Raw genomic sequence first — 25,083 nt, forward strand, 5'->3', positions numbered from 1 at the left:
CCCATTATGAAACACATTCATATATACATTGTACTCGCGCTGTTGTCTGCGAATACCTATTCGTTGGCACAGGAGGTTACGGCGGCAAAACACGGTAGGGATAGCACCTACTTCCGGGATATTTATCCGGATACATGGGTTGCCTCGGACGCGCTTGGTCGTACCATGCCCGATTTTGAAGATGTAGGACCGGCAAAAAATGACCAACGGCGGGTCGTCGGTATTTTTTATATCACCTGGCACCGCGACGCACGTGCCGACCTACCGGCACCGTATGCTGCCGATGTTTCGCGCATTTTGACGGCCGATCCAGAAGCCCGGTTAGATGCCAAACACCCCCTGTGGACAACAGGAGCCTACCACTGGGCTGAACCTGAAATGGGATATTTTCTGAGCAAAGACGCGTATGTCATCCGAAAGGATATGTCGATGTTGGCCGATGCAGGCGTCGATGTATTGGTGATGGACGTAACCAATGCCGTTCGTTACTGGGAAGAATGGGAAGTGCTTTTCACCACCATGCAGGCGATGAAAGCCGAAGGGAATAAAGTACCACGCTTTTGTTTCTGGGCATTCAATGGGCCGGTGATAACTGTGGTGCAGAACCTCTACGAACGTATTTACGAAGCTGAGCGCTTCCGCGATCTGTGGTTTTATTGGGATGGGAAACCGTTGCTTCTATATAATGGCAACCCCAAATATGACGCCAACGGGGTGGACGCCAAGCAACCCAATCTGCACTACGACCCGAAGGCTAAAAGCGACGTCAACCATCCCCATTACGGTGATCCGGCCTATACGGAGGAGTTTTACAGCGACTATACCCAAGAGGTGAAGGATTTTTTCACGCTGCGCACCATGTGGTGGGGCTATCATGAATGGGCAGGGGAACGGTTTGTGGGTACCGAAGACAACTGGAGCTTCGGCTACGATTTGGGTAATGAGGCGGTACGTAATATGGATCCGGATAGCTTGCTCTCCCGGCACCGGGGCAAAAAGGAACAGGCGGCGGTAACGCCGGCCCAACATTCGTCGACACTGATCGGAAAATCATGGACCCGCGAACATGGAGAACCACCCCTGAACGACCAAGACATGCCTGAACCAACGGAAGTACCCTGGTTAGGGAAAACGGTTACCCATCCGGAAGGATATGGCATCTACTTCCAGGAACGATGGGACGAAGCGATTCAGGCCGACCCCCAATTTCTATACATTAACGATTGGAATGAATGGACGGCGGGCAAATACGATACGGAAGACGGGAAAACGCAAAACTTCATGCGGCGCGAAAGCCCGTTTGTCTTTATCGATCAATATAATGCGGAATTCAACCGGGGCATACAGCCCATGAAAGGAGGCTACACCGATAATTACTACATGCAAATGGCGCAGAATATTCGCCGCTATAAGGGCGTCCGACCGATTCCGGAATCATATGGGATTCATCCGGTGGCCATCGACGGTGATTTCGCTGAATGGGATCAGATCGATGTGGAGTACCGTGACACCAGGGCCGATGTAGCCCATCGTGACTATAAAGGATATGGAGGCCTTCATTATACGAACGTGTCCGGCCGGAACGATATCGTAACCAGCAAGGTTGCCGTCCAACGGAAATCGATCGCTTTCTATGTCGAGACTTCCGGTGAGCTATCGCCGCATACGGACGACAATTGGATGCTATTGCTTATCGACGCCGATCAAAACCCGGAAACGGGATGGTTCGGTTATGATTTTGTGGTCAATAAGCAGGTGAATGAAGGGAATAAAACAACGCTCATGCGCTATGATGCAACGCGTGGAGATGATCCATGGTCAAAAGTTGCCGACCTAAATTATCGTTATCAAGGCAATCAATTGGAAGTAACCATTCCGAGAAAACTGCTTGGGCTGAAAGGTAACCACGCAAGCTTTGACTTTAAATGGAGTGATAATGCCGCTGATTTGGTCGATCCGATTTCGCTAACTATCAATGGGGATACCGCCCCTAACCGACGGTTTAACTATCGGTATATATGGCACCGGCAACGATAATTATGCATTGCTATTTGTATTTTCCCAAGGAAGTATGTAGCTTTCAACCATCATTTTGTTACATACTTTATGGGAAATCAAGCAAAGTTCATCGAAAAAGTAACCGCCTCCTACAGCCCTAAAGGTGCTTTTATTTTTCTGGGTGCCGGCTTACTGGATGGGGAAATACTGGCCCCGGCCAAAGTGAACCTACCGCTCAAGATGATGAATCGGCACGGTCTTATTGCCGGAGCTACCGGCACAGGAAAGACCCGTACCCTCCAACTGATTGCCGAGCAGTTGTCGGACGCGGGCGTACCCGTTTTCTTGCTCGATGTGAAAGGCGATCTCTCGGGCTTGCACCAACCGGGTGAATCGAATCCGGCCCTAGTGGAACGGGGCGATGCATTGGAATGGCCGTTTCAGCCCTCGGGCTTTCCGGTTGAGCTTTTTTCCTTGAGCGGAAAAGTAGGCAACCCCATGCGGCTCACTGTTGAGGATTTCGGTCCGGTGATGCTGGGGCGGATTTTGGACCTAAACGATACCCAGACCGGCGTGTTGGCCGCTGTGTTCAAGTATGCTGAAGACACCGGGCTGCCGCTGGTCGATTTTTCCGACCTGAAGAAGCTGCTAAGTTACCTCACCGATGGGCCCGGAGCCGACGAGATAAAGAATACATACGGGCGTATCAGTGGCAGCACCTCGGGTACGATATTGCGCAAGCTGGTGGCGCTAGAGCAACAAGACGTGTCGGATATTTTCGGCGAGAAGGAATTCGAGATCGACGACCTGTTTGGCCGGATTGATGGCAAGGGCGTCATCAGCCTCCTTAATATTTCCGACATCCAAGATCAGCCCATCTTATTTTCGACGTTCCTATTGAGCTTACTATCCCAATTATTCAAGAACCTCCCCGAAGTAGGCGACCTCGATAAGCCGAAACTGGTCTTCTTCTTCGAGGAAGCACACCTACTCTTTAAGGATGCCCCGAAGGCGTTCCTCACCCAGGTGGAGCAGATTGTCCGGCTTATCCGCTCCAAAGGGGTAGGGGTGTTTTTCTGTACACAGTCGCCCACTGATATTCCCGAAAGTGTATTGGGGCAACTGGGAAACCGTGTACAGCATGCACTACGTGCGTTTACACCGAATGATGCGGAAGCGCTCAGGAAAACGGTAAAGACCTATCCGCGGTCGGATTTTTACGAAATAGACCGCGTGCTTACCACGTTGGGCATCGGGCAAGCGCTGATTACCGTGCTCAACGATAAAGGTATCCCCACGGAAGTGGTGGCCACCCACCTGATACCACCGCGCGCGGTAATGGGGCCCGTAGATGAACAAACCTATAGCCAGCTGGTCAGCGCTTCGCCCATGTATGATAAGTACCACCAAGCGGTAGACCGCAGGAGTGCTTCAGAGATACTCGGGGAAAAGTTGCAGGCTCATGAGGCCGAGGAGGCCCGCGCTGCCGAAGCCAAAGCGGAAACGAAAAGCAGATCTCGGCAGCGTACACGGCAAACGCCGTTGGAGGCGGCACAAAAGGCTGCCACGACGACATTGGCGCGGGAAGCGACGAAACTACTCGCCCGTATTGCCAATGGTTTGGTAACGGCAATGTTCAAAAGGAAACGCTGAGGTGTCGTCGCCACACAGGTATTTTTATATCAACGGGAATTTAGCTAAGTTTGACCGTTTGAAGGAAACAAATTCATCATCATAAGTTAAAGTAATGAGTAAACCCACCTTGTTAATTCTTGCGGCCGGTATGGCCAGCCGCTACGGAAGCATGAAACAGATAGACCCTTTCGGGCCCAACGGAGAAACGATTATCGATTATTCGATTTATGACGCCATCCGGGCCGGTTTCGGAAAGGTAAGTTTCATTATCCGTGAGGAATTTGCGCCGAAATTCAAGGAGATATTCGAGCCTAAACTAGCCGGAAAGATTGAGACGGACTACGTGTACCAAAGCTATGATTTGACGCCTTTCGGTATCGATAAGCAGATTGAACGCTCCAAGCCATGGGGTACGGCACATGCTGTCCTTTCGGCACGCAACCAAATCAACGAACCGTTCTGCGTGATCAATGCCGACGATTTCTATGGTTACGAGGCATTTGAAAAAATGGCGAAGTTCCTCACCTATGAGGTGACCGATAATAAGTTCTCGCTAATGGGTTACCAGATCGACAAGACCCTTTCTGATTACGGCTCGGTGTCGCGTGGGGTGTGTAAAGTAGACGATGAAGGGAACATGACCGAAATCAATGAGCGACTGAAGGTCTACTTTAAAGAAGTAGATGGTGAAAAGCGTATTTTCTTTGAAGAAGACGGCGTGGAAACCGAATTGCCGCGGAGCAGTCGCGTATCCATGAATTTCTGGGGCTTTACACCGGCCATTTTTAAGGTGAGCGAAGAATTGTTCAAAGCATTTGTGCCGGCCAATGAGGATAATCCGAAATCGGAATTTTTGATTCCGAAGGTAGCCGATGAACTGATCAAACAGGGCAAAGCAACGTTTAAGGTGCTTCCTACATCACAAAAATGGTTTGGCGTTACCTATCCGGATGATAAGCCCATTGTACAAGAAAGTATTGCAAAATTGGTGAATACCGGGGTGTATCCCGATAAGCTGTTTTAACAGTTAAGAAAACCAACCATAAAAAAACCTCGCAGAGTCTATCCCGCGAGGTTTTTTTAGTTGTTGCGTGTCGCAACCTACGACTCAAAATTTACTTCTTTTCGTCGTCTTTGACTTCTTCGAATTCAACATCGGTTACGTCATCACCGGCATTGTCTGCCGACTGCTCCGCGCCGCCCTCTGCACCAGCTTGTCCGTTGGCTGCACCAGCTTCCTGGGAAGCCTTGTACATATCCTCAGAAGCAGCGTTCCATGCGTTTTGCAATTCGGCTTGAGCCGCATCGATGGCGTCGAAATCTTTAGCCGCATGTGCGTCTTTCAACTTCTTCAGGCCATCTTCAATAGGCGCTTTTTTATCGGCACCGATTTTATCGCCATACTCATTCAGCTGCTTTTCTGTCGAGAAGATGAGTGCATCGGCACCATTCAGCTTATCGATTTCCTCTTTGGCCTTTTTGTCCGCCTCGGCATTGGCTTCCGCTTCCTGCTTCATCTTTTGGATTTCATCGTCGGTTAAGCCAGAAGATGCCTCGATACGGATTTTCTGTTCCTTACCAGAGGCTTTGTCTTTCGCCGAAACATGCAGGATGCCATTCGCATCGATATCGAAGGTTACCTCGACTTGCGGTACACCGCGCGGCGCAGGTGGAATACCATCCAGGTGGAAACGGCCGATGGTGCGGTTTTGTGCGGCCATGGGGCGCTCACCCTGTAAGATGTGGATTTCCACAGAAGGCTGGTTGTCCGATGCCGTAGAGAATACTTCCGATTTCTTGCTCGGGATAGTGGTGTTCGATTCGATGAGTTTGGTCATTACACCACCCATGGTTTCGATGCCCAATGACAATGGGGTTACGTCGAGCAACAACACGTCTTTCACTTCGCCGGTCAATACACCACCTTGAATAGCTGCACCAAGGGCAACCACTTCGTCGGGGTTCACGCCTTTTGAAGGCTCTTTACCAAAGAATTTCTTCACCGCTTCCTGGATGGCCGGTATACGGGTCGATCCACCGACGAGGATGATTTCGTCGATATCGGAAGTGGAGTAACCTGCGTTTTTCAACGCTGACTTACAGGGATCGATGGTCCTTTTGATCAGGCTATCGGCCAACTGCTCGAATTTCGCGCGGCTCAGCGTGCGCACCAAGTGCTTCGGACCAGTTTGGTCTGCCGTGATATAAGGCAGGTTAATCTCGGTGGAAGAAGCGCTTGATAACTCCACTTTGGCTTTTTCCGCAGCCTCTTTCAGGCGTTGTAATGCCATCGGGTCTTTGCTCAGGTCAAAGCCGTCGTTTTCATTCTTGAACTCCTCATTCAACCAATCGATAATCACTTGGTCGAAGTCGTCACCACCGAGGTGGGTATCACCGTCGGTTGATTTTACTTCGAATACGCCATCGCCCAGTTCCAGGATCGATACGTCGTGCGTACCGCCACCGCAGTCGAATACCGCAATTTTCATGTCCTTGCTGGATTTATCCAATCCGTAAGCAAGCGCAGCCGCCGTCGGCTCGTTGATGATCCGTTTTACATTCAAGCCCGCAATCTCACCGGCCTCTTTGGTTGCCTGGCGTTGTGCATCGTTAAAGTAAGCGGGTACCGTAATCACGGCTTCCGATACTTCCTGGCCCAGAAAATCCTCTGCGGTTTTCTTCATTTTCTGCAAAACCATCGCAGAAATTTCCTGCGGTGTGTATTTGCGGTCGTCGATTTCCACGCGTGGCGTGTTGTTGTCGCCCTTCACGATGCTATAAGGCACACGTTTAGCCTCTTTGGCTGCTTCGTCGTACGTGGTACCCATAAACCGCTTGATGGAAGAAACGGTTTTTTGTGGGTTGGTGATGGCTTGGCGCTTAGCAGGGTCACCTACCTTGCGCTCCCCATTCTCCACGAATGCTACAATCGAAGGTGTGGTACGCTTCCCTTCGTTGTTGGTGATGACTACCGGCTCATTACCCTCCATTACAGCTACGCAAGAGTTGGTAGTTCCTAAGTCGATTCCAATAATTTTTGCCATATCTTTATTTCCTTTTTCTACTTGATAAAAATCAATTGCGGTAGTTAAATAACAAGCCTTGTGCCAATCGCGCTTTCGATGCCAATTGTCTCTTCATAACGAAAAAAGCGTCATCCTAAATGACGGGGCCATGACATTGTGTCATTTTAGCGATCAGACAATAGACATTAGACAACAGACAATGGACGTTTGGTTTTTGCAATTCGAGTGATAATACCGATGTTTGATGCATGGCATCCGACGAACGACATACTGCCAACTACTAAATACTAACTACTAAATTAATGCATATCGAACAACTGCGCGAATATTGCTTAACCAAACCTGCGGTAACGGAAAGTTGTCCGTTCGGGCCCGATGCCCTGGTGTTCAAGGTGGCCGGTAAGATGTTTCTCCTAGCGGGGATGGATAGCCAGCCATTATCCTTTAGCGTGAAGTGCCATCCGGAGTATGCGCTGGAGCTGCGTGAACGCCACCCGCACACCATACAAGGGGCGTATCATATGAATAAACGCCATTGGAACCAAGTGGCGTGCAACGGTGAATTAAGTGACCGATCGCTTGAGGAGCTCATCGATCATAGTTACGAGCTGGTGGCGGCAGGCCTGCCGAAGAATGTCCGCGAAAGCCTCGGGGTAATCTGACACTGCCGAGACGTGCCGCGGTTTCGTATTGCTTACCTTTGCATACGGATTTATTTAACTGTCTGCTATGAATTTTCAATCGTATTTGGCCGAATTTGGCCGTATATTGGATAACCCCACGCCACCACCCCCGTACGATAACGCCGCGTACCTGGATTACACCCGGCTCAATTGGTCGCGTATGAATCGCTGGCTGAAGAAAGGCGAATTATCCACGTCGCTTATTGAAGTTGTTAAGGGGATTTCGCAACCCCAGCACTGGCTGGTGATTACCGAGCCTTGGTGTGGCGATGCGGCGCACTCGGTACCTTTCATCCAATTGGTCGCCCAGTTGAATCCGCTCATCTCGGTGGAATACGAACTGCGCGATTCCGAACCTTTCCGTATCAATGATTACCTGACCAATGGGAGCAAATCCATTCCGAAGTTGATCATCAGGGATAGCCAGGGTGCCGACCTGGCCACGTGGGGGCCGCGCCCCGTGGAATGCCAAAAAATATTTGATCGGTTGAAAGTGGAGAATGCCGACTTCGAACAGCAGAAAATCGCTACACAACAATGGTATAATGCCGACAAGGGGCAGTCTGTGCAGGCCGAGCTGGAAACGATACTCTCGGCCCTGTAAGGCAAGGTCACATTTTCAACCCGATTTCCCGTAACCGTTCATCCAGGTATTCTCCGGCCGTCACATCCGGATAGGCCTTGGGATGTTCGGCGTCGATGCAGGAGTCCAAAGCTGCGAGACTCATATTGGCTTTCGGATGCAGGAAGAACGGTACCGAAAACCGGGAGGTTTTCATCTGTTCGCGTGGTGGGTTGACCACTCGGTGGGTGGTCGATTTCAGCTTGTTGTTGGTAAGCCGTTGCAGCATGTCGCCCACATTCACCACAATGTCTTCGCCATGGGCTTTCACGGGGTACCACGTGCCCTCGCGGGTGAGTACTTCCAGTCCATCGGCGCTGGCACCGATAAGTAAGGTGATGAGGTTAATGTCTTCATGGGCCCCGGCGCGCACGGCGTCGCCCGGTAGGCTGTCCGGATCTTCGATAGGGAAGTAATGGATGGCTCGCAGGATGGAATTTCCTTTGATGACCTTGGGTTCGAAATAATCCTCGGCTAATCCCAGATATACGGCAATCGCTTTGAGCAATTCGCGCCCCGTGGTTTCCAGTCGGGCGAATACTTCACCGGTTACTTGCTCGAAACGCGGCAATTCATCCACGGCAGGGTTGTCATCCTGCCCACGTTGCCAAAATTCCTTCAAATCGGGCACCCGGGCATCTTTCGCTTTCTCTTTTCCCTTCGATGTATATCCGCGTTGCCCGGCCATACCGGGTATTTCATAGTTCGATTTGGTGTCTTCGGGTAAGGAAAAAAAAGCCTGCACCACGTGGTACAGCTCGTCGATCAACGCCTTGTCCATGCCGTGATTGGCCACGGTAACAAAGCCTGTTTCATTGAACGCTTTGCCGATTTCCTGCGAAAACCGGTGGCGTTGGTCCGCCGATCCGTTGGTATAATCATGAAGGTTGAGCCTTGGAATATTTATCGTCGCCATGTTTCTTTTTTACCGTAAAGGTACGGGTTTTTGGCGATAGGCTCGACCATCATTTAATTATTTAGCGCAATGTAAACCAACCCATCTTCAATTTTAACTGGATAGGTTTTGATGGCGCATTCGTCGCCCGAGATGCATTTCCCGGTATCCAGTGCGAATGTTTTTTTGTGGAAAGGACAGGCTACCTTCGGTTGGTCGCCAAGCGATCCGATCATGCCGCGGCTCAGAATCATTTGCCTTTTGTGGGGGCACTCGTTTTGGGTGGCGTACCATTCATTTCGCCGTTTGAAATAGAACAGGGCAATCTGCTGGTCTTCCAGCTTCAGGCAAACGCCGCCATTCGCTATCGTGTCTTCTACACGGCAAGCTAATTTCCAGGATGTTGATGTTGCTAACGCTTCCATATGTATATTATTAATGGTGAATAATTTGTTTTCTGTGTTTTAGGGTGTAGCTAAGGTGTTCCAATCGGCTGCTTTTTTCTGTCCCCGCAAGTTTTCAAAGCGCACCGTGTCATCTTTTTCTGCTGGTGCATTTACGAAATGGACGAAACGTTTGCGGATTTCGGGATCCTTCACCGCGACTTTCCACTCGCATTCGTAGGCATCCACCAGCTCTTGCATTTCCTTTTCCCAGGTTTCGGCCATGCCCAGACTATCGTTGACAACGACATTACGCAGGTAGTCGATGCCACCTTCCATTTTGTTCAGCCAGGTGGCTGTCCGCGTAAGCGGGTCGGCCGTCCGGATATAAAACATCAGGAACCGGTCGATATACTTCACGCAGGTCGCCGAGTCGACATCGCTGGCCAGCAATAATGCATGCTGCGGCTTGCTCCCGCCATTGCCGCATACGTAGAGGTTCCATCCTTTCTCCGTGGCGATGATGCCGAAATCTTTGCTTTGGGCTTCGGCGCACTCACGGACACACCCGCTAACGGCAGATTTAAGTTTGTGGGGCGACCGCAATCCGCGGTAGCGTTCTTCAATCTGGATAGCGAAGCTGACGCTGTCATGCAGTCCGAAGCGGCACCAAGTGCTTCCCACGCAGCTTTTTACCGTGCGTAAGGCTTTGCCGTAGGCATGGCCGCTCTCAAATCCGGCCGCGATCAGCTCTTCCCAGATGGCGGGCAGGTCGTTCAGGTGGGCGCCGAACAGGTCGATGCGTTGTCCGCCCGTGATTTTGGTGTAGAGGCCGTATTTTTTGGCTACCTGCCCGATAACGATCAATTTATCGGGGTGGATTTCGCCGCCGGGTACACGCGGCACCACGGAGTAGGTTCCCCCACGTTGGATATTAGCCAGGAAGCGGTCGTTGCTGTCCTGCACCACGTCATTGCCCCGGCCAAGGATCATCTCGTTCCATAGGCTGGCCAGGATAGACGCCACCAAGGGTTTGCAGGTTTCGCATCCGTCGCCATTTCCCACACTATCCAAGACGTCGTCGTAGCTTTTCAGCTGGTGTATTTTCACCAGGTCATACAGCTCCTGTCGGCTGTAGTTGAAGTGCTCGCATATGGTAGAACGTATGTATTTTCCTTGTTGTTTCATGGTGTAGGCGATAAGGTCCCTCACCATGGGTACACAACCGGCACATCCGGTGCCCGCTTTGGTGCACCTGCTTACGTCATCGAAACCTTCGCAGTCCTGGTCGGTCACGGCCGCGCATATCTGGGCCTTCGTTACGCCTTCGCAGCTACAGATCAGTGCCGAATCGGGAAGCGATTCCAATCCCGAGCCGGGGGACTTGCTCTCGGTCTTTTCGCCGAGAAGGAGCACTTCGGGGTCTGGCGGGATGGGCATGTCGTTGTTGACGGTCTGCAGTAGCATGTTGTAACTGCTGGCTTCGCCCACGAGTATCCCACCGAGTAGCCGTTTGCCGTCGGTGCTGATGTTTAGCCGCTTATATACCCCCTTGTGCGTGTCGTCCAGCAGGATGGTCCGCGCGTACGGTTCGGCAATGAACGGGTCGCCGAAGCTGGCTACGTCTACCCCCATCAGCTTGAGCTTGGTGCTCATGTCAAATCCGTTGAACGATTTTTCTTCATCGCAAATGGTGCAGGCGGCTACTTCGGCCATTTCATATCCGGGCGCAACGAGTCCGTAGATCATCTCGTTCGATAAGGCACATTCGCCGATGGCCAGTATGGCGGGGTCTGAAGTGCGCATCGTTTCATCAACGATGATGCCGCCGCGTGGTCCGGTGGCCAGGCCGCATGCCGTGGCCAGCTCATCACGGGGCTTGATGCCGGCAGATATAATCAGGATGTCTACATCGATTTGGGTGTCGTCTGAAAAAGACAGGCCGGTAATGCGGTCCTCGCCGAGTACGTGGCTGGTCGATTTCTGCAACAGGCAGGTAAGGCCCAGCTTGTCCAGTTTTGATTGTAGGGTGCGGCTGGCACTTTCATCGATTTGCCGGGGCATCAACCGGGGTGCGAATTCGATGACCGTCGATTCCTCGATGCCTAAGTCGACCAAGGCCTTCGCCGCCTCCAAGCCCAGCAGCCCTCCACCGATAACGGCGCCTTTCGTCGCATGTGCGGCGTATGCCTTGATCAGGTCGAGATCCTGTATGGTGCGGTACAGAAAGACACCGGCTTTGTCTACCCCGGGTATGGGGGGCACAAAAGCTGCTGATCCGGTAGCCATTACCAGGAAGTCGTAATGGAGGTGGAGCCCTTTTGACGAGGTAATCGATTTATTTTGCCGATCGATAGCCGTAATGGGATCATTAAGGTGTAATTCAATCTTATTTTCGCTGTACCACTGCGCTTCAGAGAGGTAAAGTTGCTCTAAAGGCGCATCGCTGAAGTAGCTGGTCAGGTGAACGCGGTCATATGCTCTAATTGATTCCTCTCCAAACACTACTATTTTAGAAATAATATCTTTTTTTCTAAATTTTTCACAAAATTTATGGCTAACCATGCCATTTCCAATAATTATTATTGTTTTTTGACTCATATTTTAACATACTATTATTAAAAGACCTTAATTGTTGTCCTTTAATGATGCTAAAGTAGTGTTTTTTTTCAAAAAAGAACAAATTTTGTTATTTATTTAATAAAAAAACATATTTTTGTTTATGATTTTTACAGAAATTCATTGTTTTTAATGTCAAATATGCAAAATACATTTTATATAGTAGGCTCTGGTCCGGGTGATCCTGAATTACTTACGCTAAAGGCATACAACGTGTTATCAAAGGCAAGTGTCGTGCTATTCGATAACCTGGTGAATGAGGATTTGCTGGACATGCTGCCCACACATTGTATAAAACGATACGTTGGTAAGAAGCCGTTCGGTGAATATGTGCCCCAATCCGATATCAATGCGTTGATCGCCTATTACTGTCCACGGTATCCGACTGTCGTGCGATTGAAGGGCGGCGATCCTTATATATATGGTAGAGGGTTCGAAGAATGGGCCGTCGCCAAACAGCTGGGGGTCCATGTGGTATATGTGCCGGGGATTACGAGTATGCAGGGCGTAGGGATGTGGGATATCCCGCTTACCCACCGGGGTACCAGTGAAGGTGTTTGGGTGTTGACCGGCATGAAGCGCGATGGGAACATCTCGTCGGATTTGTCGCTTGCCGTGCAAAGCCATTCGACGGTGGTGATATACATGGGTATGCGGAAACTGTCGGAAATCGCACGGACTTACGTGATGCACGGTAAAGGCGATACGCCAGCAGCCATCTTGCAGGATGCAACGAAACCGGAAAGCCGACGGGTCACCTGTGCCGTACGTGACTTGGTGAAATGCAGCCGGGCGGCCAATATGAGCAATCCGGCGATCATCATCATCGGTGAGGTGGTCGCCTTAAATGAAGCGGCTGCGTCCTTGTCGTTAAAGCGCAACGTCGTGTAGTTTAATTAATAAAGGAGTATAACATAGCAGATAATCAAGTGAGCAACCGTTTTTTTAATGATCATATTCGGCTTCCATTTATAGGAAAGCCAGGGGTAGACACCGTAAAAAGGAAACGGGTGTTGGTCATTGGCGCGGGCGGATTGGGTTGCCCCGTAATTTCCGCATTAGCTTCAAGCGGGATCGGCCATTTGGCGATTGCCGATGGCGATCGGGTGGAAACAAGGAACCTGGCACGCCAGTATTTATATACGCCGAGCCAGGTGGGCGAATTCAAAACCACTGCAGCCATAACCTATCTAAAAACCCGGTATCTGGACACGACATTCGAAGCATATCCCGTTTTCGTAGATGCCGAAAATGTCCATTCGCTGGTAGATGCGTATGATCTGGTCGTTGATGCGACCGACAACTTCCGGTCGAGGGCGTTAATTGGCCAGGCTTGTCACGCACTCGGGCGGCCCCAGGTCTACGGAGCTATCTTCCGGTCGGAGGGCCAGGTCACCGCTTTCAACTGCAGCGAACAACAAGGAACTCTATCCGATTTATTCGCCATCGATGGTGCCACTATGGAGGGCACGCCCTGCATGGAGTCGGGCACCTATGTGGTCGGCAGCATGGTCATCGGTGCGCTAATGGCCAATGAAGCCATCAAAGTATTACTGGGCTTGCCCGATGTCCTGGCCGGTAAAATGCTTCTTCTTGACGTGCTCACCCTCCAGCAACGGATCGTCCATTTCCCCAAACCGCTAGTGGATTCCACGGCGCATTTTTCTGAATAGACCATATGAGAGATATCACCCATAAAATCAATACACTTCGAACGGCGTTGGCCTGTGCGGTGGTGTACATCACCGACCAGACCGCGTTAAAAATCAAACAGGGCGAGTTGCCAAAGGGCAACTTGTTTGACGTTGCTCGTGCGGCGGCATTTCTGGGGGCGAAGGCCACCCCCCAACTGCTTCCGCACTGTCATCCGGTTCATATCGATGGGATGGACGTCGATTTCGATTACGTATATCCCGACACGCACCCCGGGTATTTCGTCGGTATGCAACCTGGCCGCGTCGGCATACAGCTTACGGTATCTGCCAAGTCGATTGGCCGCACCGGAATAGAAATGGAAGCGCTGACGGCGGTATCGGTAGCAGCACTCGAACTCTATGACATGCTAAAGCCGATCGATGACCAGTTGGAGATCGGTCACATCCGCCTGGCGGAAAAGACCGGCGGCAAGTCCGATAACGATCGCTTCCTCGCGCCGTTGGCAACGTGTGCTGTCTTGGTGTGTTCGGATGCGACGGCGGCGGGCTTACGACAGGATAACAGCGGCAAAAAGATTCAGGAAATGCTCGTGGAAACGGGCGCACAGGTAGTGGACTACCAGGTTGTAGCGGATGAAAAGGCCGACATCCAGCGTGCCGTCAGTGAATGGTGCAATGCAGGTATCCAGTTCATCTTCACCACGGGGGGCACTGGGTTGGGGCCGCGCGACGTCACCGTGGAAGTGGTGTCCGAGCTCATCGACAAGGAGGCCTATGGCGTAACCGAAGCGATGCGGAGCCACGGCCAGCAACGTACACCGCTGGCGATGATGAGTCGCTCGGTCGCCGGCACCATCGGCACTTCGTTCATTGTTACCCTGCCGGGAAGCACCAACGGGGTGAAAGAATGCCTGGAAGCGGTACTGCCGGCTTTATTCCATGCCAGGAAAATGGTGGTGGGAGGAGGGCACTGATATGTTGAAGTATCTCGAAGCTGTAGCGAAGATTCGCGGATTGGCCAAGCCATTCCCCGTGGAAACCGTTCCGCTCGTTTCCGCGACGAATCGCGTCTTAGCGCAACCCGTTTTTGCCGACCGGGATTACCCACCGTTCAACCGATCGGCAATGGATGGCATCGCTATCCGAACGGCAGATTGGCAACAAGGTATCCGTGAGTTCCGCATTCTGGAAACCATTTTCGCAGGCGCGGAAGCCACCTCGCAGTTGGTTGAGGGGGCATGTTACCGGATCATGACCGGCGCACCTTGTCCGCCAACCGCAGATGCCGTGATCCGCATTGAAGATGTAAGCTTCTTGGATGACCAACATGTGCAGGTGCAAAGTGGACAGGTGTTACCCCAGCAGCATATCGCGCAGCAAGGCGAAGATTTAGCGAAGGGCGACCTTGCGCTTTCCGCACCCCACCGATGTGACCCTTCGGTTATCGCTACCCTGGCTGCCCTTGGAGTTCACCATGTGCCCGTTTATGCCAACCCTTCCGTGGCCATTGTCACCACGGGCAACGAAGTCGTGGATGTCGGACAACAGCCCGATGGTTTTCAGATACGGAATAGCAACCAATACCTCCTGCGCTCCCTATGTGAGCAGTGGCGGCTGCCCGTGTCGTTTTGTCAGCATGCCCGCGACGAGCGCAGCTCGTTGTCAAAGATGCTCGGGGCGGCGTTGCAACATCATGTCGTCATTGTAAACGGCGGTGTATCCGCCGGTGATGCCGATTACGTGCCACAGGTGCTGGAGGAGCTTGGTGTGGATGTGCTATTTCATAAGGTGTTGATCAAGCCGGGTAAACCGGTGCTGGTGGGAACTGCACCGACCGGTAGTATCGTGTTTGCACTGCCCGGAAACCCGTTGTCTTGTTTGGTGACATTCAAGCTTTTCGTCGAGGAATACTTGTGGAGCGGTTTCGGGCTTGGGCAAGCACGGCTACGGAAAGCGAAATTGTTAAATGCTAGATCGAAAAAAACGTCCCTCGATGAATTTTTCCCCGTTTTCCGGGAAACACAGGCCGATGGGTACACGTGGCGGCCCCACCATGGTTCGGGAGACATTACTGCCGCAATCGGGTGCCACGGTATCGGTTGGCACCCGCAGAACAAACGAGACATCAACGCGAACGAGGTGATTTCCATCCTCCCTTTATCTTACTTTTAAGCCATAGCATACGATGGGCCACAAGCAGCAGCCACTCACCAGACTCAACATCTTCTCGTTTAAAAGTGCGCAGATGCGGACCTTCCACATCACGTGGATCACGTTCTTCTTTTGTTTTTTCGGCTGGTTTGGGGTAGCGCCATTGATGCCGATCATCCGCGATCAGCTGGGGTTGACGAAAAGTGAGGTTGGCAACATCATCATCGCCTCCGTATCGGCCACCATCATCGCGCGGCTCGTCATCGGGAAGCTGTGCGATACGTGGGGCCCACGCCTCACCTATACGGTTTTACTGGTGGTCGGCGCCATTCCCATGATGCTCATCGGCCTGAGTACGGATTACGCATCGTTCTTGATCTTTCGGTTCCTCATTGGTATCGTCGGCGCCTCTTTTGTCATCACCCAGTTCCATACCTCGATGATGTTTGCGCCCCAAATAGTGGGTACCGCCAATGCGGTAACCGGTGGGTGGGGCAATTTGGGCGGTGGGGTCACCAATCTGCTGATGCCATTGATTGCGGCGGGGTTCGCGGCGATGGGACTGGTGAGTGAAGCCGATTCATGGCGGCTGGCCATGGTCGTTCCCGGCGCCATCCTCCTCGTTATGGCTTTTGTTTACTACCGGTATACCACAGACACCCCAGCGGGAAACTTCAGGGATGTCGCACATCGAGGCACCACCCGGAAAGAGAAAGGTGCGCTGAAGGTAGCCCTACGTGATTACCGCGTTTGGATACTCACCCTGGCCTATGCCGCTTGCTTTGGCATCGAGCTAACCGTGGATAATGTGGCGGCTACATTTTTCATCGACCGTTTCGGTACCGGTATCCTGATGGCGGGTGCCCTCGCTGGCATATTTGGCGGCATGAACGTGTTTGCGCGGGCCCTCGGCGGTATCGTCAGCGACCGTATTGGGCAAAAATTCGGCTTGAGGGGGAAGGGCGGGTTGCTCGGCCTACTTTTGGTATTGGAAGGCGTAGGCATTACGTTCTTCGCCGCGTCAAACACGGTGTGGTTCGCCGTCGTTTCCATGTTGGTATTCGCGTTGTTTTTGAAAATGGCCAATGGCTGCACCTACGGAATCGTGCCATTTATCAACAGGGACAATATTGGAGCGGTGAGCGGGATCGTGGGGGCAGGGGGAAACCTGGGGGCCGTGCTGGTGGGCTTCCTTTTCAAAGCCGAACAGTTGACGTATGCCGATGCTTTCCAGTATATCGGCATCGGCGTTGTTTTCATTGGGGTGCTGGTTGCCGTGACCCGATTCCAAACGAAGCCGGTCGCCGACACAGCGCCCCGCGAATTGGTACTTGAACGATAATAAGATAAATGAAAGACCGGCGTATACGATGAAGAAAAAAGAGGTAACCAGTACGTGCTGTTATTGCGGTGTAGGCTGTGGGGTGAAGGTTCAACAGGATGCGCATGACCTCATTACCGTAACCGGCGACGAAGGCCACCCGGTAAACCGCGGCAAATTGTGTAGCAAGGGGATGAATCTACAGTATACCGTCAACGATCGGTCCGACCGGCTACACCACCCCCAAATGCGCTACCATCGAAGCATGCCCATGCAGCGCGTAAGCTGGGACGATGCCCTTACCCGCACGGCCGCTGTGTTCCGTTCCCTTATTTCTACATACGGGCCCGACTCCGTCGCGTTTTATGCGTCTGGCCAATGCCTTACCGAAGAATACTACGTTATCAATAAGCTCGTGAAAGGTTTTATCGGGAGCAATAACATCGATACCAACTCGCGGCTGTGCATGAGCAGTGCCGTAGCGGCCTACAAGCTGAGTTTGGGAGAAGACTCCGTGCCAATTTGCTACGATGATATCGAGCTGGCGGATTGCCTGTTGGTGGAGGGGGGCAACCCCGCTTGGTGCCACCCCATCCTGTGGCGCCGGGTGGAAGCGCATAAGTCACGGCACCCCGATACGAAGATCATCGTCGTCGACCCACGCAAAACCGATTCCGCGGCCATCGCAGACCTCCATCTGCAGATCCAGCCCGGTACCGATATGGTGCTGAACTATGCGTTGGGGCGGCTGCTGATTGAAAATGGCGACATCGACACCGGTTTTATCGAGCAACATACGGAAGGGTTCACCGCGTATGAGGCGCGGGTATTTGAACGGACCGTCGCCGAGGCGGCCTGGATCTGCAGGGTGCCCGAAAGCGAGATCCGCCAAGCCGCTACCTATATCGGTACGTCCAGAACCCTCTTGACCCTGTGGACCATGGGGCTCAACCAAAGTGTGAAAGGGGTAGATAAGAACTTATCATTGATCGACCTCAACCTCATCACCGGCCGGATAGGTAAGCCGGGATCGGGGCCCTTCTCCTTAACCGGCCAACCCAATGCCATGGGTGGCCGGGAAGTGGGTGGCCTGGCCAACCTGTTACCGGCGCACCGGGACCTGAAGAACGAAGTCCATCGGCGGGAGGTTGCCGATTTTTGGGGTGGCACCGCGATATCCGGTATGCCGGGATTAACGGCCACCGAGATGTTCGACGCTTTGGCCGATGGAACGCTGAAAGCCATTTGGATACTCAGCACCAATCCACTGACCAGCCTCCCCGATGCCCGCAAAATCGAACAGGCGTTGAAGCGCGCCAAGTTTGTTGTCGTCCAGGAGATCAGCAATAAACCGCAGACCTTGGATTTCGCCGATGTGATCCTGCCCGCGGCAGGCTGGGCAGAGAAAGAAGGAACCATGACCAATTCCGAGCGAAGGATAAGTCGCCTGCACAAAATCGTCGACCCGCCGGGTGAAGCCCTCCCCGATGCCGAAATCATCTGCCGGTTCGCACAAAAGATGGGGTATGCTGGATTTGACTACACAAATATGGAAGCCATCTACCGCGAGCATGCGCGGCTCACAGCGAAGACGTCGATCCAGATCGACGGACTGGATTATGAGCGGATAGATCGCCATCGGACCATCCAATGGCCTTACCGGAAATCGCGGGATGCGGGAACGCCCCGCTTATTCGAAAACCACCGCTTTTATACCCCTACAAAAAAAGCCATCATCCACAGTCCAGGTACCGATATGCCGAGCGAGCAGCCCGATGCCGCGTATCCGTTCATTTTAACGACGGGCCGCATCCGCGACCAGTGGCATACCATGACCAAAACGGGGAAGGTAAGCAAGTTAACCCAGCACATCAAGGAACCCCAATTGGAAATCCACCAAAACGACGCCCGGCGACTGGGAATCGAAGAGGGGCAATTGGTAGCGGTCACCTCACGCCGTGGTCATGTGCGGGTAAAGGCGACCATCGGTAACACCATCAAACCCGGCTGCGTATTCCTGCCCATGCATTGGGGAAAACGGTGGGAGTCTGACCTCAACCGGGCAAATAACCTAACCAATCCGCTGCTGGATCCCATCTCCAAAGAACCCGATTTCAAGTTTTGTGCGGTGCACGTGGCCCCGTACAAGAAGACGTTCGAACGGATTGTCATCGTCGGTGCCGGTGCGGGCGCTTTCGGGTTTGTGAAAGCATTCCGCGCAATCAATACGGTGGACGACATCACGGTGTTGAGCAACGAAGACCTGCCGTTTTATAACCGGGTCATGCTGCCGCATTATGTAAGTGGCGACCAGCAATGGCGTGAGTTGGTAAAAATGCAAGACGCCGAGGAACAGGATGTGTACCGCATTAACCACATCCGGGGCGTTACGGTTACCCATATCGACCGCGCTACGAAATGTGTGGAAGATTCCAGGGGGGTGAAGACGCCTTACGACGTGTTGATTTTGGGCACGGGCAGTCGGCCGACGATGCCGAAAGGTATCCCCACGATGCCGGGCATATTCAGTATGCGGCGGCGTGCGGATGCGGATAACCTCCGGAAGTTTCTCCGCAAAGACGCATCGGTCGTGATCATCGGCGGGGGGCTGTTGGGATTGGAGATGGCGGCGAGCCTCTGCGAAATGGGCATGAAGATCACCGTGGTGCAGCGGGTATCCCGTTTCTTGAATCGGCAACTGGACGCGCTGGGTAGCCAGATGCTCCACGAGGAAATGGTGGAGCTGGGGTGCGACGTGTACTATAACGACGAAGTCCAGCTGTATTATGGCCGGAACAAGGTGAATAAAGTCGAGCTGAAAAGCGGCCGGCAAATCAAATGCGATGCCGTGATCGTGGCCATAGGCACCACGCCCAACATCGAGTTGGCCAAAGCGGCAGGTCTCCAGTGCCACCGTGGCGTGGTGGTGAACAATAGACTGCAGACTAGCGCCCCCTCCATTTATGCCATTGGCGAGATTGCCGAGTTCGAAGGGACACGCTACGGCATCACGGCAGCGGCAGAACAGCAGGGGGCCGTGGTAGCGCGGTATCACCATGGCGATGTGGGGAGTGTCTATGAAGGCAGCGTGTTCATGAATATCATCAAGATACAAGGGTTCGACCTTTGCAGTATCGGCCTGGTGGATTGCCCCGACGATAGCTATGAAGAGATTGTTTTCATCGATAAGGCCAAACGGTATTATAAGAAATGCATCATTCACCAAGACCGGCTGGTGGGGGCCATCTTGATTGGCGACAAAAATGAATTCCTGGAGTTCAAGGACCTGATAACCAATAAAACGGAGCTCAGTGAGAAGCGGTTGCAGCTGTTGCGGAGTGGATCAACGAAAGAACCCGTCATCGGGAAGCTGGTCTGCAGCTGTAACCAGGTAGGTGAGGGGAACCTGAACAACCTGATCCAGTCGGGATGCACCGAGCTGGATGCCCTATGTGAAGCCAGCGGAGCGGGTAGCGGTTGTGGCTCATGCCGACCACAGGTGGCGGCGATTTTGGAAGCTTGTTTAGCGGAAACTGAAAAAATGGAGGTGGTCAATGGCTAAGCCCATGCAAGCTGAATTGCAGCGCGTCAAAGTGAACCTCCCAGGTGGTCTGGTGCCGATCGGTGATTTCAGTACGTTGCTAACGGCAATCGCATCCGTTGGGATCGAGACGGTAAAGGTAGGCGCCCGCCAACAGTTGCTTTTCGCGGCGACGCCGGAACAGATCGAAGAACTAACCTACGACTTTTTCAGTCAGGAACTGCTCCACGAAGTAAACACCGACTATTACCCCAATATCGTCAGTTCCTATGTGTCGGATGGCATCTTTAACCAGCCCCGGTGGCTACGGGAAGGGATTTACAAAGATATTCTAGCCTCTTTTGCGTCTGTGCCTAAACTGAAGGTCAACATCGTGGATGCGAACCAATCGTTAGTGCCCTACTATTCGGGCAACCTGAACTTTGTGTCGTCCGATGTCGGAAACTTCTGGCACGTTTTCATCCGGTGGCCCAAAACCAATCGGATATTTGAATGGTCGTCGCTCGTTTACTCCATGGATATCGGAGAAATTTGCCGGGAGTTGGAGGCCTTGATGCTCGATGATGACGGCCTTCCGAAGATGGGTGATGCCGGTGTGGGAGCCGCTCTCGAATCGAAGGTGAAGGCAGTGGTACCATTCCAGGATCAGGAGCCGGTTCAGCCATTTGTCGAGTCCGAATTCCGCCTGCCCTACTACGAAGGGTTCAACCGGTACGATGAGAAGTTCTGGTTGGGGATATACCGCCCCGATGAAACCTACACGGTTTCCTTTTTATTGGATGTCTGCGAGGCTTGCCAAGCCTCCCGCATCGGCCAGTTGTATACGACGCCTTGGCGCTCGTTGATCATCAAGGATATCCGGCAGGAGGATCGGAACGTATGGGACCATATGCTCGACAAGCACCGCGTTAACCTGCGCCACGCATCGAACGAACTGAATTGGCAGGTTGAAGATTGGTGCGAGCCCGCCCTGCAGCTGAAACGTTCGATTGTCCGGTATTTCGATCGGTGGAACATCCGGACGTACCGGCTGTGCTTTGGCATCAAGCTGGGCTCGAACAGTGGTATCTGGGGCTCTATTATCTTAAAAGCGGTAGCCAAAGAAGGCCACGAGCCACGCTTTGACGTGTTGCATACGCAAGATTTCAATGCCAATTCCCGTGTGCTTATTCCCTATAGGCGAGGGGTGGCCAAACAGGCACTGCCCAGGGTACTCAAGGCACTTTGCGACGGCTTTTACGATTCGTATGCTGCCGATAGCGACTTGCCTGCCAGCCGGGCCGCCGCGCAGTTGCCCGAGGCGGAGGGGCAGCCCGTACTTCGGCAGTTCCAGTGTGCGCACTGCCTGAGTATTTACGATCCTACGTACGGTGATGCGCTGGCGGCGGTGCTGCCCGGATTGGAATTTGATGATTTGCCGGGCGACTATACCTGCGGACTTTGTGGCGCGCCGAAGACAGATTTTAAACTATGGAGCTCTATATTGCATTGACCCTATTCATTGTCGGCTTTTTATATGCGTCGGTTGGCCATGGCGGTGCCAGCGGATACATTGCCGTCTTTTCGATTTTCGGCATTCCCGTTATCCAATACAAGCCACTCATTTTGGTGCTCAACATGCTCGTGGCGGGCACCGGCTTCACCCAGTTCTGGCGCGCCGGTTACCTCAAGTGGTCCATTTGCTGGCCGTTTCTGATTACCTCGATCCCCGCAGTATTTCTTGGCGCACGATATGCCATTGTAGGGCATTTATACTTCGTGCTCCTGGGCCTTGCGTTGATTGTACCCACCATCCGGTTGCTGGGCATCACGCCGAAAGCGCACGTCCAATCGAAACCCGTGCATGTGCCGTTGGCGTTGCTGATGGGAGCGGTCCTCGGTGGACTGGCCGGTATGCTGAATATCGGCGGCGGCATCTTTTTGAGTCCGCTGCTCATCCTGCTGGGCTGGGCGAATGCCAAGGAGGCCGCTGCATCCTCGGCAATTTTCATTACGCTGAACTCGCTGAGTGGTTTGCTGGGCAGTACGTCGCCCATCTATATCGATAGTCAGATCGGTTTTTGGTTCTGCGCAGCCGCCACAGGCGGGTTCATGGGCGCCTATTTCGGTAGTGCCCGTTTCCCGATGGTGACGGTGCGTACCCTGTTGAGTGTGGTGTTGATGATTGCTTGCTGCAAACTGTTATTTTTTATGTAATGGCATTGTTAAAAGACGATATCGGTCGGTCATTCCGTGTGTTGCGTGTCAGCCTGTTGGATACCTGCAACTTTGCGTGCACCTACTGCGTGTGCGACGACCAGCACCCCACCCGAAAGGCCCAAGCGAACACCCTGTCGGTACACGAACTTACCCGGTTGATTGGCCATCTGCACCGGACCCTCAACCTGCGGGCGGTGCGTTTAACGGGAGGCGAACCTTTGCTTTACGCTGATTTGGTGCCCCTGATCGAGGGCATCCGTTCGCTGGGCATCCGCGACATCAAGATGACCACGAATGGGTTCTTGCTGGCACGGAAAGTTGAAGCACTCCAACGCGCCGGACTGCAGTCGATCAATGTGTCGCTGGATGCGCTGGATGAGCAATGCTTCTTCCGGGTGACCAAGCGGGTCGGGGTTGAGCGGGTGATCGCAGGTATTGCGACGGCGAAAAATGCCGGAATGGACGTCAAGATCAATACCGTTGTGATGCGGGGTGAAAATGATCACGAACTATTGCCCTTGCTGGATTTCGCATTCAGACACGGACTGAAAATCCGCTTGCTGGAACTGATGGGAATGGGGCATCTATACGGAACGGGCGACGGGAAGTTTTTTTCGAAACAGGAGATGTTGGTCCGGATTGCCAGCCGGTACCGGATCCGGGAGCTGGCCAAGCGGCCCGGCGAAACCGCGACATACTGGGCGACCGCTTGCGGCCATAGCTTCGGGATTATTGCCAATGAAAGCCAGCCGTTTTGCTCCGACTGTAACCGACTGCGATTGGACATCAACGGGAACATCTACGGTTGCTTGAGCAGCAATACGCCCATTCCCATTGCGGATATCGCTACCCAAAAGGGGCTGGAAGCCAGCCTGGATGCGGCCTTGGCACAAAAGCAACTGAAATTCACAGGAAGTGAGATGAGTATGTTAACCATAGGAGGATAAAGAATGATTACATTAACATTTTATGCCGCATTAAAGGACCATTTTCCGGCCTCGATGGCGGTCGGCGAGCCGCTGAGCGATGTACGGTCACTACGCACGTACTTGACCGATAAAAAGCTGACGGCTTCGACGTTGCTGGCCCAGTGCCGGTTTGCCGTCGCTGATACGTTTGTTGACGACGGGTATACCCTACGTGACGGCGATGTGGTCTTGGTCATTCCACCGAGTAGCGGGGGGTAGGCATGGAACATTTAAGCACGGAACGCATCGATGTGCTTTCGTTATGGCAGCAGTGCCACCACCCCGAAGCGGGGGGAATCGTCTTATTCAGCGGTGAGGTACGGAACAACCACCAGGGCAAAGCGGTTTCGCATCTTTACTATGAAGCAGCCGAACCCATGGCCAACAAGCTGATCGATGCATTGCTGGAGGAAGCCAAGCAACGGTGGGGACTGCAGGTAGCTGTCGCGATACACCGGTTGGGCGAGGTGCCGGTGATGGAAACGGCGGTGGTGGTGATTACGGCGGCAGCCCACCGCAAAGAAGCCTATACGGCAAACCAGTACATCATCGACCGCATCAAGCACCATGTACCGATATGGAAGTGCGAATGCTTTGCGGATGGGGAGCGGGTTTGGGGCGGACACTGCTCCTGCCCGGATGAGCACATGGATGAACGAAAACTTAAAGCGGAGTAAATGGGTGTTACCATGCGGAATTTGATAGGGCTCGTGCTCTGCGGCGGCAAAAGCAGCCGGATGGGGACTGACAAGGGAACGTTGGTAAGAGACGGTTGTACATGGGCCGAACACATGCGGGCGAAATTGCGGCAGCTGGATTTGAAAACGTATGTTTCGATTAATCCCTTGCAATTCGAAAAATATGGACAGTTTTTTTCCTCAACGGCAATGATACCCGATGCGGTGGATGTCAAAGGGCCTTTGGGAGGGTTGTTGAGTGCACACCTGCGTTTTCCAAAAAAAAATGTCCTGGTTGTTCCGTGCGATATGGTCGACCTTGACGTGTCTTTACTACAACGGCTGTTGGACATTCGCCGACAGATTGTGCAAGCGGATGTCTATTTATACGGGCATGCGGAATTTACCGAGCCGTTGTGTGCAATTTATACGGCTTCGGGTCTTCGGAAGCTTTTCGTGAGCTACAACGAAGGGAACCTGACTGACTTTTCCGTAAAGCGCGCCACGCAGTCGCTCAGTGTGGTATATCTACCCATACCGGAACACACGGATGGTTTCCGCAATTACAATACGCCGGAGTGTGTTGCCGAATGGCAGGAAGCTGATTGTATGGATAAGGGTGTTTCCGTTGTTTACCCTGAGTTGTAAATCGCAGAAAAACGGGGTTTGCTACACGTCCCTGTACGCTTGCACCCAAACCCTGTCGACAA

General features: G+C 52.8%; 21 protein-coding genes. 17 read left to right on the forward strand and 4 right to left on the reverse strand.

Translation table 11 applies throughout. The features are described from left to right. Nucleotides 1-6 precede the first annotated feature (6 nt). The 3 genes from U9S71_RS01120 (at nt 7) to U9S71_RS01130 (ending at nt 4,657) form a co-directional block, all read left to right on the forward strand. On the forward strand, nt 7-2,037 hold the full coding sequence (locus U9S71_RS01120) for a glycoside hydrolase family 71/99 protein (protein ID WP_326324572.1): 2,031 nt from the start codon (nt 7-9) through the stop codon (nt 2,035-2,037). A gap of 69 nt (nt 2,038-2,106) precedes the next feature. Then, on the forward strand, nt 2,107-3,651 hold the full coding sequence (locus U9S71_RS01125) for a helicase HerA-like domain-containing protein (RefSeq protein ID WP_326324574.1): 1,545 nt from the start codon (nt 2,107-2,109) through the stop codon (nt 3,649-3,651). 94 nt (nt 3,652-3,745) lie between these two features. Then, nucleotides 3,746-4,657, forward strand: a complete 912-nt coding sequence (locus tag U9S71_RS01130; RefSeq protein WP_326324576.1) for a nucleotidyltransferase family protein — start codon at nt 3,746-3,748, stop codon at nt 4,655-4,657. A 91-nt stretch (nt 4,658-4,748) separates the two neighbouring features. Here U9S71_RS01130 and dnaK read toward each other — a convergent pair whose 3' ends face one another. Further along, nucleotides 4,749-6,677, reverse strand: coding sequence for a molecular chaperone DnaK (gene dnaK / locus U9S71_RS01135; protein WP_326324578.1), 1,929 nt, complete (start codon nt 6,675-6,677; stop codon nt 4,749-4,751). Between the two features lie 284 nt (nt 6,678-6,961). Between dnaK and U9S71_RS01140 the strand changes: the two genes are divergently transcribed. Beyond that, complete coding sequence (locus U9S71_RS01140) at nt 6,962-7,321, forward strand: MmcQ/YjbR family DNA-binding protein (protein WP_326324580.1); 360 nt, start codon at nt 6,962-6,964, stop codon at nt 7,319-7,321. A 67-nt stretch (nt 7,322-7,388) separates the two neighbouring features. After that, nucleotides 7,389-7,946, forward strand: a complete 558-nt coding sequence (locus U9S71_RS01145; RefSeq protein WP_326324581.1) for a thioredoxin family protein — start codon at nt 7,389-7,391, stop codon at nt 7,944-7,946. A 7-nt stretch (nt 7,947-7,953) separates the two neighbouring features. On the opposite strand, the gene U9S71_RS01150 is transcribed toward U9S71_RS01145, so the two are convergent. The 3 genes from U9S71_RS01150 to nirB are packed head-to-tail and all read right to left on the reverse strand — an operon-like array spanning nt 7,954 to nt 11,843. Beyond that, on the reverse strand, nt 7,954-8,880 hold the full coding sequence (locus U9S71_RS01150; protein ID WP_326324582.1) for an isopenicillin N synthase family dioxygenase: 927 nt from the start codon (nt 8,878-8,880) through the stop codon (nt 7,954-7,956). 53 nt (nt 8,881-8,933) lie between these two features. Further along, nucleotides 8,934-9,284 (reverse strand): nitrite reductase small subunit NirD, encoded by a 351-nt coding sequence (gene nirD, locus U9S71_RS01155; RefSeq protein ID WP_326324583.1) that lies wholly within the window; start codon nt 9,282-9,284, stop codon nt 8,934-8,936. Between the two features lie 39 nt (nt 9,285-9,323). Next, a complete protein-coding gene (nirB, locus tag U9S71_RS01160; protein ID WP_326324584.1) occupies nt 9,324-11,843 on the reverse strand; it encodes a nitrite reductase large subunit NirB in 2,520 nt (839 codons plus the stop codon). 159 nt (nt 11,844-12,002) lie between these two features. On the opposite strand from nirB, the gene cobA reads away from it, so the two are divergent. The 12 genes from cobA to mobA are packed head-to-tail and all read left to right on the forward strand — an operon-like array spanning nt 12,003 to nt 25,021. Beyond that, entirely contained in the window at nt 12,003-12,752 is a 750-nt protein-coding gene (gene cobA / locus U9S71_RS01165) for a uroporphyrinogen-III C-methyltransferase (RefSeq protein ID WP_326324585.1), read from the forward strand. Nucleotides 12,753-12,790: 38 nt separating this feature from the next. Continuing rightward, nucleotides 12,791-13,534 carry a HesA/MoeB/ThiF family protein gene (locus tag U9S71_RS01170; protein ID WP_326324587.1) on the forward strand — a complete coding sequence of 248 codons (744 nt, stop codon included), beginning with the start codon at nt 12,791-12,793 and terminating at the stop codon, nt 13,532-13,534. Between the two features lie 5 nt (nt 13,535-13,539). Next, the gene (moaCB, locus tag U9S71_RS01175; protein ID WP_326324588.1) at nt 13,540-14,490 is read left to right on the forward strand and encodes a bifunctional molybdenum cofactor biosynthesis protein MoaC/MoaB; all 951 of its coding nucleotides are present in this window, start codon (nt 13,540-13,542) and stop codon (nt 14,488-14,490) included. Then, the gene (locus U9S71_RS01180) at nt 14,456-15,688 is read left to right on the forward strand and encodes a molybdopterin molybdotransferase MoeA (protein ID WP_326324590.1); all 1,233 of its coding nucleotides are present in this window, start codon (nt 14,456-14,458) and stop codon (nt 15,686-15,688) included. Before moaCB ends, U9S71_RS01180 begins: the two co-directional genes overlap by 35 nt. A gap of 13 nt (nt 15,689-15,701) precedes the next feature. Further along, nucleotides 15,702-17,009, forward strand: a complete 1,308-nt coding sequence (locus tag U9S71_RS01185) for an MFS transporter (RefSeq protein ID WP_326324592.1) — start codon at nt 15,702-15,704, stop codon at nt 17,007-17,009. A gap of 28 nt (nt 17,010-17,037) precedes the next feature. Next, nucleotides 17,038-20,550: a molybdopterin-dependent oxidoreductase gene (locus U9S71_RS01190; RefSeq protein WP_326324594.1), complete on the forward strand. Its 3,513-nt coding sequence runs from the start codon at nt 17,038-17,040 to the stop codon at nt 20,548-20,550. Then, on the forward strand, nt 20,543-22,021 hold the full coding sequence (locus tag U9S71_RS01195; protein WP_326324596.1) for a rubredoxin: 1,479 nt from the start codon (nt 20,543-20,545) through the stop codon (nt 22,019-22,021). The genes U9S71_RS01190 and U9S71_RS01195 overlap by 8 nt, the downstream gene beginning before the upstream one ends. Continuing rightward, entirely contained in the window at nt 22,000-22,725 is a 726-nt protein-coding gene (locus U9S71_RS01200) for a sulfite exporter TauE/SafE family protein (RefSeq protein WP_326324597.1), read from the forward strand. The genes U9S71_RS01195 and U9S71_RS01200 overlap by 22 nt, the downstream gene beginning before the upstream one ends. Continuing rightward, nucleotides 22,725-23,675: a GTP 3',8-cyclase MoaA gene (locus U9S71_RS01205; RefSeq protein ID WP_326324599.1), complete on the forward strand. Its 951-nt coding sequence runs from the start codon at nt 22,725-22,727 to the stop codon at nt 23,673-23,675. Before U9S71_RS01200 ends, U9S71_RS01205 begins: the two co-directional genes overlap by 1 nt. A 3-nt stretch (nt 23,676-23,678) precedes the next feature. Next, nucleotides 23,679-23,915 (forward strand): MoaD/ThiS family protein, encoded by a 237-nt coding sequence (locus U9S71_RS01210; protein ID WP_326324601.1) that lies wholly within the window; start codon nt 23,679-23,681, stop codon nt 23,913-23,915. A 2-nt stretch (nt 23,916-23,917) separates the two neighbouring features. Next, a complete protein-coding gene (locus U9S71_RS01215; RefSeq protein ID WP_326324602.1) occupies nt 23,918-24,373 on the forward strand; it encodes a molybdenum cofactor biosynthesis protein MoaE in 456 nt (151 codons plus the stop codon). Nucleotides 24,374-24,385: 12 nt separating this feature from the next. Next, nucleotides 24,386-25,021: a molybdenum cofactor guanylyltransferase gene (mobA, locus tag U9S71_RS01220; protein WP_326324604.1), complete on the forward strand. Its 636-nt coding sequence runs from the start codon at nt 24,386-24,388 to the stop codon at nt 25,019-25,021. The last annotated feature ends 62 nt before the right edge of the window (nt 25,022-25,083 follow it).

This window comes from Parapedobacter flavus (genome assembly GCF_035818675.1).
Taxonomy (GTDB): Bacteria; Bacteroidota; Bacteroidia; order Sphingobacteriales; family Sphingobacteriaceae; genus Parapedobacter; species Parapedobacter flavus.